This is a genomic window from Nonomuraea sp. MG754425 (assembly GCF_021699195.1).
Lineage (GTDB): Bacteria > Actinomycetota > Actinomycetes > Streptosporangiales > Streptosporangiaceae > Nonomuraea.
Genome location: NZ_SSXE01000070.1, coordinates 1 through 13,190, shown reverse-complemented (window position 1 = coordinate 13,190; position 13,190 = coordinate 1). Strand labels below are relative to the sequence as shown.

General features: G+C 73.2%; 12 protein-coding genes. 4 read left to right on the top strand and 8 right to left on the bottom strand.

Annotated features, from left to right (window positions below; all coding sequences use genetic code 11):
• Window positions 1-38 precede the first annotated feature (38 nt).
• The 8 genes from FAF44_RS23975 to FAF44_RS23940 form a co-directional block, all read right to left on the bottom strand.
• Entirely contained in the window at window positions 39-1,340 is a 1,302-nt protein-coding gene (locus FAF44_RS23975) for an AAA family ATPase (protein ID WP_237105483.1), read from the bottom strand.
• Window positions 1,331-2,758 carry a hypothetical protein gene (locus FAF44_RS23970; protein WP_237105482.1) on the bottom strand — a complete coding sequence of 476 codons (1,428 nt, stop codon included), beginning with the start codon at window positions 2,756-2,758 and terminating at the stop codon, window positions 1,331-1,333. The genes FAF44_RS23975 and FAF44_RS23970 overlap by 10 nt, the downstream gene beginning before the upstream one ends.
• A gap of 90 nt (window positions 2,759-2,848) precedes the next feature.
• Window positions 2,849-3,979 (bottom strand): hypothetical protein, encoded by a 1,131-nt coding sequence (locus FAF44_RS23965; RefSeq protein ID WP_237105481.1) that lies wholly within the window; start codon window positions 3,977-3,979, stop codon window positions 2,849-2,851.
• Window positions 3,976-4,782 carry a hypothetical protein gene (locus FAF44_RS23960; RefSeq protein WP_237105480.1) on the bottom strand — a complete coding sequence of 269 codons (807 nt, stop codon included), beginning with the start codon at window positions 4,780-4,782 and terminating at the stop codon, window positions 3,976-3,978. The genes FAF44_RS23965 and FAF44_RS23960 overlap by 4 nt, the downstream gene beginning before the upstream one ends.
• Before the next feature lie 112 nt (window positions 4,783-4,894).
• The gene (locus tag FAF44_RS23955) at window positions 4,895-5,572 is read right to left on the bottom strand and encodes a bifunctional 2-polyprenyl-6-hydroxyphenol methylase/3-demethylubiquinol 3-O-methyltransferase UbiG (protein ID WP_237105479.1); all 678 of its coding nucleotides are present in this window, start codon (window positions 5,570-5,572) and stop codon (window positions 4,895-4,897) included.
• Between the two features lie 39 nt (window positions 5,573-5,611).
• Entirely contained in the window at window positions 5,612-6,073 is a 462-nt protein-coding gene (locus FAF44_RS23950; RefSeq protein ID WP_237105478.1) for an ATP-binding protein, read from the bottom strand.
• 75 nt (window positions 6,074-6,148) lie between these two features.
• Window positions 6,149-7,840, bottom strand: a complete 1,692-nt coding sequence (locus tag FAF44_RS23945; RefSeq protein WP_237105477.1) for an NAD-dependent malic enzyme — start codon at window positions 7,838-7,840, stop codon at window positions 6,149-6,151.
• 48 nt (window positions 7,841-7,888) lie between these two features.
• The gene (locus FAF44_RS23940) at window positions 7,889-9,025 is read right to left on the bottom strand and encodes an ROK family transcriptional regulator (protein WP_237105476.1); all 1,137 of its coding nucleotides are present in this window, start codon (window positions 9,023-9,025) and stop codon (window positions 7,889-7,891) included.
• A gap of 206 nt (window positions 9,026-9,231) precedes the next feature.
• On the opposite strand from FAF44_RS23940, the gene FAF44_RS23935 reads away from it, so the two are divergent.
• The 4 genes from FAF44_RS23935 to FAF44_RS23920 all read left to right on the top strand — a co-directional run.
• A complete protein-coding gene (locus tag FAF44_RS23935) occupies window positions 9,232-10,551 on the top strand; it encodes a sugar ABC transporter substrate-binding protein (protein ID WP_237105475.1) in 1,320 nt (439 codons plus the stop codon).
• Window positions 10,548-11,462: a carbohydrate ABC transporter permease gene (locus FAF44_RS23930; RefSeq protein WP_237105474.1), complete on the top strand. Its 915-nt coding sequence runs from the start codon at window positions 10,548-10,550 to the stop codon at window positions 11,460-11,462. The genes FAF44_RS23935 and FAF44_RS23930 overlap by 4 nt, the downstream gene beginning before the upstream one ends.
• The gene (locus FAF44_RS23925) at window positions 11,459-12,310 is read left to right on the top strand and encodes a carbohydrate ABC transporter permease (RefSeq protein WP_237105473.1); all 852 of its coding nucleotides are present in this window, start codon (window positions 11,459-11,461) and stop codon (window positions 12,308-12,310) included. Before FAF44_RS23930 ends, FAF44_RS23925 begins: the two co-directional genes overlap by 4 nt.
• 48 nt (window positions 12,311-12,358) lie before the next feature.
• Window positions 12,359-13,190: glycoside hydrolase family 36 N-terminal domain-containing protein (locus FAF44_RS23920; RefSeq protein WP_272894935.1), on the top strand; the 832-nt coding region annotated here is incomplete at its 3' end.

The window sequence follows — 13,190 nt, the reverse complement described above, 5'->3', positions numbered from 1 at the left end:
TCTGGGTGCCCGCCTCTGAGCCCGGCCCGGTGCGGCTCCTAGACGCGGTGCCCGGCCAGGTGCTCCAGCACCGACTGGTTGGCCTCCCAGCCGTCGGGGAACTTCACCGGCACCCCGAGCTGCACCGGCTCCGCCGACGGATGCGCGTCCAGCAGCTCCGCGATGCCCGCCCTGGCCACCACCACGCACGCGTGCCGATGCCGCGAGGCCAGCACGCACAACCGTCCCGACTCCAGGTGGAAGGCCGTGGCGTCCCTGCGCCCCGACAGCGGGTGCAGCACGATCGTCACGTCGTACTCCCGGCCCTGCAGCCGGTTGGCCGTGTCCACGGTGATCCCGGACGGCAGCCCCGCCGCGCGGATGGCGGCCACCTGGTCCCGGTGCGCGGCCCCGACCGCGATCCGGTCCGCCGTGACCGGCCGCTCGCCCTGCTCGGAGCCGGCCACCGCGCCGCGTTGCAGCAGCCGCCCGGCCAGCCGCGCCACCGCCTCCACGGCCTCGCCGTCGGTGCGTACGGTGTGCCGGTTCGGCAGCTCCAGCAGCGCCCACCCCGACCTCGCCGCCTCCTCCAGCGCCCGATCGTGCACGGTGCCCATGCCGCCGGTGGACAGCTCCAGCCACCGATCGCCGTGATCGGTGCCCGAGCGGAACCCGGTGAACGGGTAGAACGCCCGCGACACCACCGGCGCCGCCGAGGCGGGCAGCCGCCACGAGACCGGCAGCCGGTGCACCGGCAGGTCCGGATTGTGCCGCAGCAGCACCGACACCGCGCTCTGCAGCGGATCCCACGACAGGCCCGACCAGCGGTCGCCGTCGACGATCGAGAACGGGTCGAGTTGCCCCGGATCCCCCACGAACAGCGCCCGCTCGAACAGCCCCGCGATCCGCAGCAGCTTGTCCGAGCGCATCTGGTACGCCTCGTCCACGATCGCCCACGGCCACACCCGGTCGCCGATCCACGCCCACTTGTCGGCCGTGGCGATGACGATGTCCGGGTCGCCCAGGTCCTGGATGCGGGTGCCGACCCGGACGCCGGGCAGCTCCAGCATGCGCAGCGGCGGCACGTACCCGCCGGCCGACAGCCGGCCCACCGTCAGGTGCGGGTGCTTGTCGCAGATCCGGGTCACCAGGTCGTCGACCTGCTCGTTGGTCTGCGCCACGATCATGAGCGGCTCGCCGGTGGCCGCGATGTGCGCCGCCGCGCGCACCACCAGCGTGGACTTGCCCGCCCCCGGCGGGGAGTCGACCACCACGCCGCGGTGCCTGGGCAGGTCGGCCAAAACGTTCCTGATGACCTGCTCCGGCCTCATGGTCTGCTCCGGGCCGTCGGTCACGACCATTCCTCTCGGGCGTCCTCGTCGTCGGGCACGTACTCCAGGGGCGGGCCGCCGTGCGTCCAGGGGGTGGCCTCGGGCTCGGGCAGGGCGGGCGAGCCCTGGAAGTCGTCGGTCAGCGAGGTGTAGCAGACCCGCTCGCCGACCTCCGGCACCGCGCCGGGGGCCGCGGTCTTCCCTCGCCCCATGCCCTTGGTGATCTTGAGGGTGGCCAGGCCCTGCCCGGCCTCGACCAGCTCGGCGCCCTGGCCGCGGCGCTGCGGGGTGCCGAGCGAGGCGCCCGGCGGCAGGAGCACGGGATCGTCGGTCTTGATCACCACCAGCGGCCGGAGCTTGCGCGAGCGGCCCTCGCCCTCGGTGTTGTCCGGCACCGTCTCGACCACCTCGCCCGCGAACGCCTCGCCGGTCAGCCGGTACTCGGCCATCACCAGCGGGTCGTCGTAGGCGCGCTGCACGTCGTAGGCGGCCTGGGCACGCTCCATCCGGGCCAGCTTCGCCGCGGCGCCCACCGCGCCGTCGCGCCGCGCCTGCGGCGGCGCTCCCTCCGCGATGTGCACCGCCATGGCGCTGAACGAGCCGCGGTCCTGCTCCCAGCGCTGCGCCACGCTCGTACCCTCCGGCAGCGCGGCCAGCAGGTCGATCGCCTGCCACATCAGCCGCCACGTCGGCTCCAGTTGGGTGCGCAGCGCCTCGGTGACCCGCTCGGCCGACTCGCTGTCCATCGCCGGGGCGAGCACCTCGGCGTCGAAGCCCGGATCGGTGGCCGGGCCCGCGGGCGGCCAGATCAGCGGGTCCTCGGCCGCGTCGCTCGGGCCGTCGGTGATCCAGCCGAGCAGCGCGGCCAGGTTGGCGTCCTCCAGCGAGCTCTGCCCGCTGGCCCAGTGCCGGCCCAGCTCCTCGGTGGCGGCCAGCATCAGCGACGAGCCCGGGTAGGCCGCCCGCTCCCCGAGGTAGGTCAGCCACCTGCCGAGCAGCGGCACCACCTCGGGCACCGGGTAGGGCCCGTCGGCGCTGCGGAAGCGGGTGGAGCGGCCCAGCAGCCGGCTGAAGGCCACCCCCGCCTGGTTCGGGACGATGAGCTGCGGCGCGTCGATCGCCCGCTCGTACGGGTCGGTGTTCCTGCGCTCCACCGTCTCGGTGTCGTTCATGAAGCCCTCGATGTAGGGCAGCAGCATCCCGGCCACCTCGGCGGCCCAGGCGAAGCGCAGGTCGCGGTTGCGCGGCTGGGTCACCGCGAGCAGCCGGGGCCGCTCGCGGTCGGAGCCGAGCATCGCGGCCAGGGGCGCGGCGGCCTCGCCCGACAGCTTGAGCGGGATGAACACCATGGGACGCGCGGACAGGTGGCAGTGCCTGACGGTCGCGACAGGCTGCGCGATGCCCTCGTCGAGGGCGCGCAGCCGGGCGAGCGAGGTCAGCAGGCTCATGTCGGGTGTCTCCGCGGCGTCGGCGGTCTCATGTCGGGCGTCTCCGCGGTGGGCGGGCGGTGGTCGTCGGGGCCGGTGCGCTCGCCGGGGTCAATTCAGGCACTCCCTGCGCAGGCGTTCGGCGTTGCGGAGCAGCCGGGCGATCTCCTCCTGCCCCTCGGCCGGGTCGCGGGACCCGTCGGCCAGGCCCAGCGCCTCGCCCACCGAGGCGACCCCGCCCAGCTCGTCGCGCACCTGGCGGCCGAGCAGGTCGGAGGCGCCCTCCTGGCGGGCCTCGTCGCGGCAGAAGAAGCACAGGTCGCACGTGGACAGGCAGTCGGGCGCGTAGCGGGCGGTGGTCCGGCGCAGCGCGTCGGCCAGCTCGGCCACCGGCCTGGTGGGCCGGCCGTCGTCGCCGGGCCGCAGGTCGAAGGTGACCTCCTCGGGCAGCCCGTCGAGCAGCCGGTCGAGGGTGGTCATCCGGGTGAGCTGACGGCGCAGCACGGCGAGCTGCTTGCGGACGTCGACCAGGGTCGCGACCGGCCGGTTGGCGAAGTTCTCCGGGCAGACCAGGACCACCTCGTGGGAGACCTTCAGCGGGTCGTGGCCCAGCTCCTCCAGCAGGCGGCGCAGCGCCAGCACGTACACGGCCGCCTGCCGGGCCGCCGCGGCCACGGCCGCGGGTTCGGCCTGCCCGTCGATCACCGCGAACGACTTGATCTCCACGATGTGGAAGCGCCCGCCGAGCTGGAAGGCGACGACGTCCGGCTCCAGGTACGCGACGTGGCCGGCGATCTCCAGGCTGAGCAGCGGGTGGTCGTACAGGGTGCCGGAGTCGTGGCCCTCGCCCGCGGCCCGGTCGATCAGTGCCCGGGTGTGGGCGTGGCGCAGGTGGGCGCCGACGTTCTCCACGTCGTGGTAGGACACCTCGGCGACGGGCAGCCCGAGCAGTTCGCGCAGCATGCGCAGCAGCTCCGCGCAGCCGTCGGCCTTGACCAGCGCCTCGAACGTGTTGCCGCGCGTGATCGCGAACGGCGACTGCCCGAAGGGCGCGGCGAACCCGAGGTGCCGCGCGGCGGCGTCCTTGTCGATGCCCGCGCCGTCCATCAGGGCCCGGCGGGTGCAGCCGGGGTTGGCGGCCAGGGCCGCGATGGCGCGGGCGTCGTGCGGCTGCTGCGGCGTGCTGCCGCGCAGCGCCTCCAGCCGGTGCCCGTGGTCGCCCTGGCGCTTCAAGCCGCTCACTTCGCGTTCTCCTTCTTGATCGTGCTCAGCGTAGCGGCGCCGAACAGCCGCGCGGTGTCACCGAGCTGCGCGCCGGCGCGTTCTGCCAGCTCGGCGCGGTCCCGCGTGTCGCGATCCGCGTGCACGCGCAGCTCGGCGCGGGCCGCCCCGGCCACCCGGGCGGGGTCCGGCGGGCCCAGCGTGCCGTCGGTGGCGCCGGGGATGTTCCTGGCCATCCTGACCAGTAAGCGCAGCGCCCGCTCGTCGCCGGAGTCCGGCCCGGCCGTTTCCCCGGCCATGTGCTCGGCGACGGCGAGGGCGCAGGTCAGGAAGTCGACGCGGGGGCTGAGCGGGCCGACCATGCGCCGCTCCATCGGCCAGGCGCTGAGCGTGAGCAGGCCGCGGGCGGGGGACAGGCGGTCGGTGAGCGCGGCGCACAGATAGTACGGGCGCCCGAAGGGCGAGGACCGGAACGAGCGTTCCTCGTCCCTGCGCAGGCTGGTGAGCTGGCTGCTGCGGATCGTGCCGCCGAAGAACGCGTCGCTGACGGCCACGATCAGCCGGGGCTGGGCCGCGGCCCCGAGCAGCCGCAGCCCCTGGTGCACCTGCTCGCGCACGGTGACCAGGCCCGCCCTCGGCTGCCGCGGCTGCTCCTCGGCCCGCTGGGGCCGGCCGCTGACCAGGGCGTCCCAGGCGCGCTCGGCGCTGCGCAGTTCGGCGCGCAGGACGCGGGCGGTGGCGCCGTCCCGGACGCGCATCGCCTTGCGCACCCCGGCCCGCAGCTCGTCGATCCGCCGTTCGAGATCGTCCAGCCGGTCACTCATGGCGCGACTGTACCAGCAGTCCCAGTATTCTCCAGTATTTCCGAAAGAATTGGATCTACATCGTAAAGGCGGCGGCCGGGCCGTTCACGCTGGGCCGTTCACGCCGGGCCGTTCACGCTGGGACGGCCACCACCCACGTGCGGTCCTCGGTGAGGAAGCGGTCCAGCCGCAGCCCCTCGGCCTCGAGGGCGGCGGCGAGGTCGCCGTCGGTGAGCCGCTTGGAGGAGAACGACTGCGTCCACACCTGGGCGTCGCCGTACGTGTAGCGCATCGTCGCGTCGAAGACGCCCGGCGAGACCTCCTCGACGGCCGCCATCGAGATCGACACGTCGCCGTCCGTGCGCCCCATGCCCACGTGCCAGCGGTCGTGCGCCTCGGCGGGCATCCACTGGATCAGCACCGCCCCGTGCCGATCGACGTGCCGCGCGCAGGCGGCCAGCAGCGCGTGCCGGGAGCGCTCGTCGGTCGTGTTGACGAGCTGGGAGGCCAGCATGACGGTGTCGAAGCGCTCGTCGAGCCGCAGGTCCTGGACGCGGGCCAGCACCGTGCGGGCGCCGCGCACTCTGGCGATCATCTCGGGTGACTCGTCCACGGCGACCACCGCGAAACCGAGTTCGACGAGCGGGTGCGTGACCCGGCCGACGCCCGCGCCGAGTTCCAGCACGGAGCCGCCGGGCGGGGTCACCTGGGCCACGAGTTCGGGCTCGCCGCCGGGGCTGAGCCGGCTGTAGAAGTCGACCGGGGAACCGTCGGGGGTGATGGGGCCGGGGCCTGTTCCTGTGGTGGGCATGATTCGAACCTAGCCCGCGGCGGCGGCGCGGGCGATGGGTCAGCGGGCCGCCGCTTCCCTCGGCCGCCCCCCGTGCTCCAGGGGCGCGCCGGGCTCGCGGCGGGCCGCCGTCGGGCTGCGGGCGCGTACGCGCAGGCTCAGCAGCGAGCCCTGCCCGGTCCGTTCGAGGACGACCTCGTCGCACAGGTACTGGATCACCCAGAGGCCGTAGCCGCTGGTGGTGGCGCGGGCCAGGTCGGCCGCCGCGAGGTGCTCGCGGGTCAGCCGCCCGCCGGCGTCGAGGACGTCCACCACGACGAGGCCGTCCGCCGAGCGCGCGGTGACCGTGCCGGCCTGGCCGCCGTGGTCGAGGACGTTGGTGACCGCCTCGTTGACGGCCAGGACCAGGTCCTCCAGCCGCCGCTCGGCGAGACCGCTGTGGCGGCCGTGCAGGCGTACCAGTCTTCTGATCCGGCCGAGGTCGGCCGTGATGGGACAACGCAGTTCGAACTCGTCAACCATGATCGTCTCGCCCGCGAGGGCCGGGAGGAAAGCGCGGGTCCGGTATCGGCCTACCCGTCAGGAGATCGGCAAACGTCAGCGTCGCGGGCGGGTTCCGTCCGGGGCGGGGCGGTAGCGCGGCTGCCACATCGCGTCCTGCACCCGCTGGACCGGATCGTCGAGCCGCACCCCGGCCAGCCCCTCCTCGGCCGCCTGCCGGGCGACCGCGACGGCGACGGTGGCCGACACCACGCGCAGGTTCTCCACCGGGGGCAGCAGCGCGGCTCCCGGCGCGGAGACGTCCACCAGCCCCGCCACCGCCTCGGCCGCGGCCCGCAGCATGCCGTCGCTGACCCGCCGCGCCCGCGACACGACCACGCCCAGGCCCACCCCTGGATACAGCAGCGCGTTGTTGGCCTGGCCGATCACGTGCCGCACCCCGCCGTGCGCGACCGGCTCGACCGGCACGCCGGTGGCGACCAGGGCCCGGCCGCCGGTCCAGCGCAGCACGTCTTCGGGCCGCGCCTCCATGCGGTCGGTCGGGTTGGAGATGGGCAGGACGATCGGCCGCCGCACCCCCATCGACCGCACGATGTCCTCCGTGAACGCCCCCCGCACCGTCGAGGCCCCCAGCAGGACGGTCGGCCGCACGCGGGCGACCACCTCGGCCAGCCCGATGCCGCCGCGCTCGTCCCGCGCCCAGCCGGCCACCTCGGCGGCCGGGCGGGCGTAGGGGCGCTGGAAGTCGCGCAGCTCCCGGACGTCCTCGGTCAGCAGGCCCGGCCGGTCCACCGCCCAGACGCGGCGGGTGGCCTCCTCCTCGGTCCGGCCGTCGCGCCGCATCGCGTCCCTGAGCTGGTCGGCCACGCCGATCCCGGCCGTGCCCGCGCCGAACACGACGACGCGCTGGTCCCGCATCGGCTCGCCGGTGACGCGGATCGCGCCCAGCACGGCCGCCAGCACGATCGCGCCGGTGCCCTGCATGTCGTCGTTGAACGTGGGCACCTGGCCGGTGTAGCGCTCCAGGATGCGGCGGGCGTTCGACGGGCCGAAGTCCTCCCAGTGCAGCAGCGCGTGCGGGAACAGGCGGGAGGCCGTCGAGACGTACGCCTCGATGAAGGCGTCGTAGCGCTCGCCGCGGACCCGCGAGTGCCGCTCGCCCACGTAGAACGGGTCGTTGAGCAGCGCCTCGTTGTCGGTGCCGACGTCCAGCGCCACGGGGATGACCCGGGCAGGGTCGATCCCGGCCGCCGCCGTGTAGACGGTCAGCTTGCCGGCCGCGATGCCCGCCCCGCCGCCCAGCCCCCAGTCGCCGATGCCGAGGATCTGCTCGGCGTCGGAGGCCACGATGAGGTCCACCTCGTCGCCGCCCAGGCCGAAGTTGCGCAGGGCCCGCTCGATGCCGCCGGGGTCGTCGATCGACAGGTACACGCCCCGGGGGCGGCGGTACTCGCGGCTGTAGGTCTCGATCACCTGGGCGATCGTGGGGTCGTACACGACGGGGAGCATCTCGCGCAGGTGGTCGCCCAGCAGCCGGTAGAAGAGCACCTCGTTGCGGTCCTGGAGCTCCGACAGGAAGATGTTCCTGGCCAGGTCGGTCGGCTGGCGGCCGTACTGCATGTACGCGCGGGCGGCCTGCTCGTCCAGGCTCTCGACCACCGGCGGGATCAGCCCGTCCAGTCCCAGGCTGGCCCGTTCCGCCGCGCTGAACGCGGTGTCCTTGTTCAGCAGCGGGTCTTCGAGCACGGCGGGGGCGTGCCGGCCCGGCGCAGGTTCGTGGTGGCCCATGCGGTGCTCGCTGCCCGGAGCCAGGCAACGGTAACGTCATGCCGCCGCTCAGTCGCTGCCGGTGACGAAGCTCTGGATGGCGACGACGGCGCCGCCGCGGGCCCACTCGCGGAAGTCGTCCGCCTCGACCACCACGTCCACCGAGCCGGGCAGGTCGCGACGGCGGGCGGCCAGGGCCCGGCCGAGGTCGTCGGCGGCGATGCGGGCCAGCTCCACGCCCTCGCCCGCCAGCACCACGGTCTTGACCATGGAGATCGTCGCGACCAGCGCGATGAGCTCGCCCAGGGCGTGCGCGGCCTCGCGGACCAGGGTGCGGCACACCTTGTCGCCGGCCGCGGCCAGCCGCATGACCTCGTCATAGCCGACCTCCCGGCGCAACGCCAGCCCGGCGGCGCCCGCGATCGACCCGCTCGACAGGTACGCCGCCGCGCACCCGCGGTGCCCCTCCGGGCACAGCGGCCCGCCGGGGTGCAGCACCAGGTGCGCGAACATGCCCAGGTCGGCCTCCGACGCGGTCACCAGGTGGTCGTGCACGATGAGCGCGTACCCGATGCCCGCCCCGATCGTGACCAGCGCGAAGTCGCGCAGCCCCCGTCCGGGCCCGAACCAGTGGTGCTGGTGCGCCAGCGCGGCCACGTCGTTCTGCACCACGCACGGCACGCCGAGCGCCCGCTCCATCAGCGGCTTCAGCTCCACCTGCTCCCAGCCCAGGAACGGGGCGTCCACCAGCGGCTCGCCGCCCACTCCTGCCGAGGCGCGGTTGTTGCCGCCGAGCGTGACGCCGGCGGCGACCGGGGGGCCGCCGGTCAACTCGTCCAGCAGGCCGCGCGCCTGCCGGCACACGGCGTCGGGGCTGTGGTCGGCGATCGGCTCGTCGCGGGCGGCGATCACCTCGGCCCGCAGGTCGGTGACGACGGCGTGCACGCGGTCGCCGGTCAGCTTGAGCCCCAGGAACCGGTGCTCGGCGGCGGCCACGTCCAGCGGCCGGGTCGGGCGGCCGTTGACCGGGTCGTGCACCACCTCGCCCTCGACGAGGAGACCGGCGTCGATGAGGGGTTTGGTCAGCCGGGTCAGGCTGCCGGTGGACAGGTGCAGCGTCCTGGCCAGCGCGGTCCTGGACTGCGGGCCGTGGATGATCAGCTCCTTGACGATGGAGCGTGCGGCGTCGGGCAAGGCGTCCCACATGCCGCCCCATCTTCGGGGCCCCACCACCATCAGCGCCAGCCTCCCTCTCTTGGTTTTGCAGCAAAGCTAACATGACGGCTCTGTGACACGCGGCTCACATAACACCCTCGTCATTTATGCACAAGTAGTGACATGCACCTCACTTGTTCTCTAGGTTGGCTTCTCTGCAAAGCCAACTCTGGGCCTTTGCGTGAAAGGAGACGCGGATGCGTATCAGAGGGGTCTCCGGATCGGCCGCGGCGCTCTGCCTGGCCGTCCTCCTGGCCGCCTGTTCGTCCGGCACGAGCGGGAGCGGCGGGACCACGGCGACGCAGGCGGCGCAGACCGGGCCGGTCACGCTGGACTTCTGGTGCTGGAGCGCGGGCCAGAAGGAGAAGGTCGCGGCGTTCAACAAGGCCCACCCGGACATCCAGGTCAGGCACACCGACGCCGGCGGCGGCACGGACACCGCGACCAAGCTGGTCACGGCCGGCCGGGCGGGCAACGCCCCCGACGCGGCGTGCCTGGAGTACCAGACGATCCCCGCGATGATCGTGGCCGGGGCGCTGGCCGACATCTCGGCCCACACCGCCGACGTCAAGGACGCCTTCACCCCCGAGGTCTGGTCGCTGACCAGCTTCGACGGAGCCGTGTACGGCGTGCCGCAGGACGTCGGCCCGATGGTCATGGTCTACAACCGCAAGCGCTTCGACGAGCTGAAGATCGAAGTGCCGAAGACCTGGCAGGACTTCGCCACGGTGGCCGCCGCCGTGCGCGCCAAGGACCCTGACACCTACCTGGCCACGTTCGCCCCCGCCGAGTTCGGCAACTTCGCCGGGCTGGCCCAGCAGGCCGGCGCCACCTGGTGGAAGGTCCAGGACCAGACCTGGACGGTGGGCATCGCCGACGCCGCCTCCACCGAGGTCGCCGCCTACTGGCAGGGCCTCGTCGACAAGGACCTCGTCAAGGTCCAGCCGCTGCTCACCCCCGAATGGAACAACCAGCTCAACAAGGGCCGCATCCTGAGCTGGCCGAGCGCCCTGTGGGCCACCGGCGTGCTGTACGGCGTCGCCGAGAAGCAGGCCGGCGACTGGGCCATCGCGCCGCTGCCGCAGTGGACCGAGGGCGACGACCGGGTGGCCTTCCAGGGCGGCAGCGCCATCGCCGTCACCAAGAACTCCAAGCATCTGCAGGCCGCCGCCACCTTCGCCAAATGGATGAACACCGACAAGGCCGCCTACGAGCTCCAGATCGCCGCCGGCGAGTACCCCGCCTCGCTGGCCGGCCAGCAGGCCACCACCGCCAGCGAGCCGCCCAAGCTGGCCGGCGGGCAGAAGGACTACTGGGAGGTCGCCGCCAAGGCCGCGCAGCGCACGATCCCGCACATAAGCTGGGGCCCGAACGTCAGCACCGCCCAGAGCGCCTTCCAGGACGCGATGGCCGCCGCCGTCCGCGACAAGACCCCGCTGACCCAGGCGCTGCAGAAGACGCAGCAGGTCGTCGTGGACGACATGACGTCCACGGGGTTCAAGGTCGCCGCCCCATGACGGAGCCGATCGGCGCCCGCCGCGGTTCGCGGGCGCCGTACCTGTTCGTGGCGCCCGCGGTGGTGCTGTTCGTGGCCTTCCTCGCGGTGCCCATCGGGTACGCCGTCTACCTCAGCGTCCGCGGCCTGCGGCTGACCGGCGCCGGCATCTTCGGCACCCGGCAGGAGGTCTTCGTCGGGCTCGACAACTACGCCAGGACGCTGACCGACCCCGAGTTCTGGGCCGGCTTCGGCCGGCTCGCGCTCTACGGGCTGATCGGCGTGCCGCTGACGCTCGGTCTGGCGCTGCTGTTCGCGCTGCTGCTCGACTACGCGGGCGCGCGGGGCCGCCGCTTCTCGCGTACGGCGATCTTCCTGCCGTACGCGATCCCCGGCGTGACGGCCTCGCTCCTGTGGGGCTTCATGTACCTGCCTTCGACCAGCCCCTTCAGCTACCTCACCCGCGAGCTGGGCCTCGGCGAGATCCCCTTCCTCACCGGGGACGGCATCTACCCGGCGCTGGCCAACGTCGCGGTGTGGGGCGGCGTCGGCTTCAACATGATCATTATCTTCACGTCGCTGCGCGGCATCCCGTCCGAGCTGTCGGACGCCGCCCGCATCGACGGCGCCTCCGAGTGGCGCATCGCCTGGCACGTGAAGATCCCGCTGGTGGCCCCCGCGCTCGTGCTCACCGGCCTGTTCGCGCTCATCGGCACCCTCCAGGTGTACGGCGAGCCGACCACGCTCGCGCCCATGACCACGGAGATCTCGCAGACGTGGGTGCCGCTGATGCACATCTACCGCGACGCCTTCATCCGCGACGACCTGCCGCTCGCCTCGGCGGCCTCGGTCATCCTGGCCGTGGGCACCCTCATCGTGTCGGTCGTGCTGCTCAAGGTCACGCAGAAGCGCGCGTTCGGCGGTATGTCATGAAAAATCATGTCCTGCCGCACCAGCGGACCAAGATCCTGCCCACGATCGTCCTGCTCGTCGGGGCGCTCTACTGCCTCGTGCCGGTCGCCTGGGTGATCGTCGCCTCGACCAAGTCGAGCGCCGAGCTGTTCTCCACCTTCACCTTCGCCCCCGGCACCGGCCTGCTGGACAACCTGCGCGACCTGTTCGCCTTCGGCGACGGCCGGTTCCTGGTGTGGGCCGGCAACAGCGCGCTGTACGCCGTCGCCGGCTCCGCCGCCTCCACCCTGATCTCGACGCTCGCCGGCTACGCCATGGCCAAGTACGACTTCCGCGGGCGCACCGTGCTGTTCTACGCCATCCTCGCCGGCGTGCTCGTGCCCGGCATGACGCTGGCGATCCCGCAGTACCTGATCATGTCGGAGACGAACCTGGTCGGCGGCTACTGGTCGGTCCTGCTGCCCACCCTCATCTCGCCGTTCGGCATCTACCTGGCCCGCGTGTACGCGCTGTCCTCCGTGCCGGACGCCACGCTGGAGGCGGCCAGGATCGACGGGGCCGGCGAGTACCGCATCTTCGGCTCCATCGGGCTGCCCATGATGCTCCCCGGCATGGTGACGATCTTCATGCTGCACTTCGTGGGCACGTGGAACAACTTCCTGCTGCCGTACATCATGCTGTCGGACGAGTCGAAGTTCCCCATCACCGTGGGCCTGTACACGCTGCTGGCCAAGGGCTCCTCCGAGCCCGCGCTCTACAGCCTGGCCGTCGTCGGCGCCGCCGTGTCGGTGATCCCGCTCATCGCGCTGCTGCTGTTCCTGCAGCGGTTCTGGCGGCTCGACCTGCTCAGCGGCGGCCTCAAGGGCTGAGCGCCCCCTCGAAAGCACCCGAAGAGAAAGCCTCTGCCGAGAAACACCATGCACCTGCACCATTTCCGCGCCGCCGGCGTGTCCATCCTGCTCGAATGCCCCTCCGACGCCCTTCCCGCGATCCTGCACTGGGGCCCGGACCTGGGCGCGCTCGACGCAGAAGCCCTCGGGCACCTGGCCGCCGAGCTGCGGCCCAGGGCCGACCAGACCGTCGAGGGGCCGATCCGCACGGCGCTCGTGCCGGAGTCGCGTACCGGCTGGGCGGGGTTGCCCGGCCTGTCCGGACACCACCAGGGCGAGCACTGGTCGCCCGCCTTCACCGGCGTCACCTGCGACCAGCGGACCGGCGAGGGCGGAGACCAGGCGCTCGCGGTCTCCGCCACCGATCCGCACACCCGCCTCGACCTCGGCCTCACCGTCGAACTCGGGCCGTCCGGGCTGCTGCGGGCCCGCGCGGAGCTGCGCAACCGCCACGACCTGCCCTACACCCTCGACGCGCTGCACCTCGTCCTGCCCGTGCCCGGCGACCCCGCCGACCTGCTCGACCAGGCCGGCCGCTGGTCCAAGGAGCGCATCCCGCAACGCCGCCCCCTCACCGTCGGCACCCACCTGCGCGAGAACCGCCGCGGACGCACCGGCGCCGACGCCGCCACCGTCCTGTTCGCCGCCACCGCCGACCTCGGCTTCCGCCGCGGCGAGGCATGGGGGCTGCACGTCGGCTTCAGCGGCAACCACCGTCACTACGCCGAACGCACCGCCACCGGCCGCACCATGCTCGGCGGCGGCGAACTGCTGCTGCCCGGCGAGATCATCCTGGCCACCGGCGAGACGTACGAGAGCCCCTGGGTCTACGCCACCTACGGCCGCGGCCTCGACGAGG

Bases quoted from the DNA above. Each gene is read 5' to 3' on its own strand.
- FAF44_RS23975 (WP_237105483.1), bottom strand. From the start codon at position 1,340: ATGGTCGTGACCGACGGCCCGGAGCAGACCATGAGGCCGGAGCAGGTC.
- FAF44_RS23970 (WP_237105482.1), bottom strand. From the start codon at position 2,758: ATGAGCCTGCTGACCTCGCTCGCCCGGCTGCGCGCCCTCGACGAGGGC.
- FAF44_RS23960 (WP_237105480.1), bottom strand. From the start codon at position 4,782: ATGAGTGACCGGCTGGACGATCTCGAACGGCGGATCGACGAGCTGCGG.
- FAF44_RS23955 (WP_237105479.1), bottom strand. From the start codon at position 5,572: ATGCCCACCACAGGAACAGGCCCCGGCCCCATCACCCCCGACGGTTCC.
- FAF44_RS23950 (WP_237105478.1), bottom strand. From the start codon at position 6,073: ATGGTTGACGAGTTCGAACTGCGTTGTCCCATCACGGCCGACCTCGGC.
- FAF44_RS23945 (WP_237105477.1), bottom strand. From the start codon at position 7,840: ATGGGCCACCACGAACCTGCGCCGGGCCGGCACGCCCCCGCCGTGCTC.
- FAF44_RS23940 (WP_237105476.1), bottom strand. From the start codon at position 9,025: ATGTGGGACGCCTTGCCCGACGCCGCACGCTCCATCGTCAAGGAGCTG.
- FAF44_RS23935 (WP_237105475.1), top strand. From the start codon at position 9,232: ATGCGTATCAGAGGGGTCTCCGGATCGGCCGCGGCGCTCTGCCTGGCC.
- FAF44_RS23930 (WP_237105474.1), top strand. From the start codon at position 10,548: ATGACGGAGCCGATCGGCGCCCGCCGCGGTTCGCGGGCGCCGTACCTG.
- FAF44_RS23925 (WP_237105473.1), top strand. From the start codon at position 11,459: ATGAAAAATCATGTCCTGCCGCACCAGCGGACCAAGATCCTGCCCACG.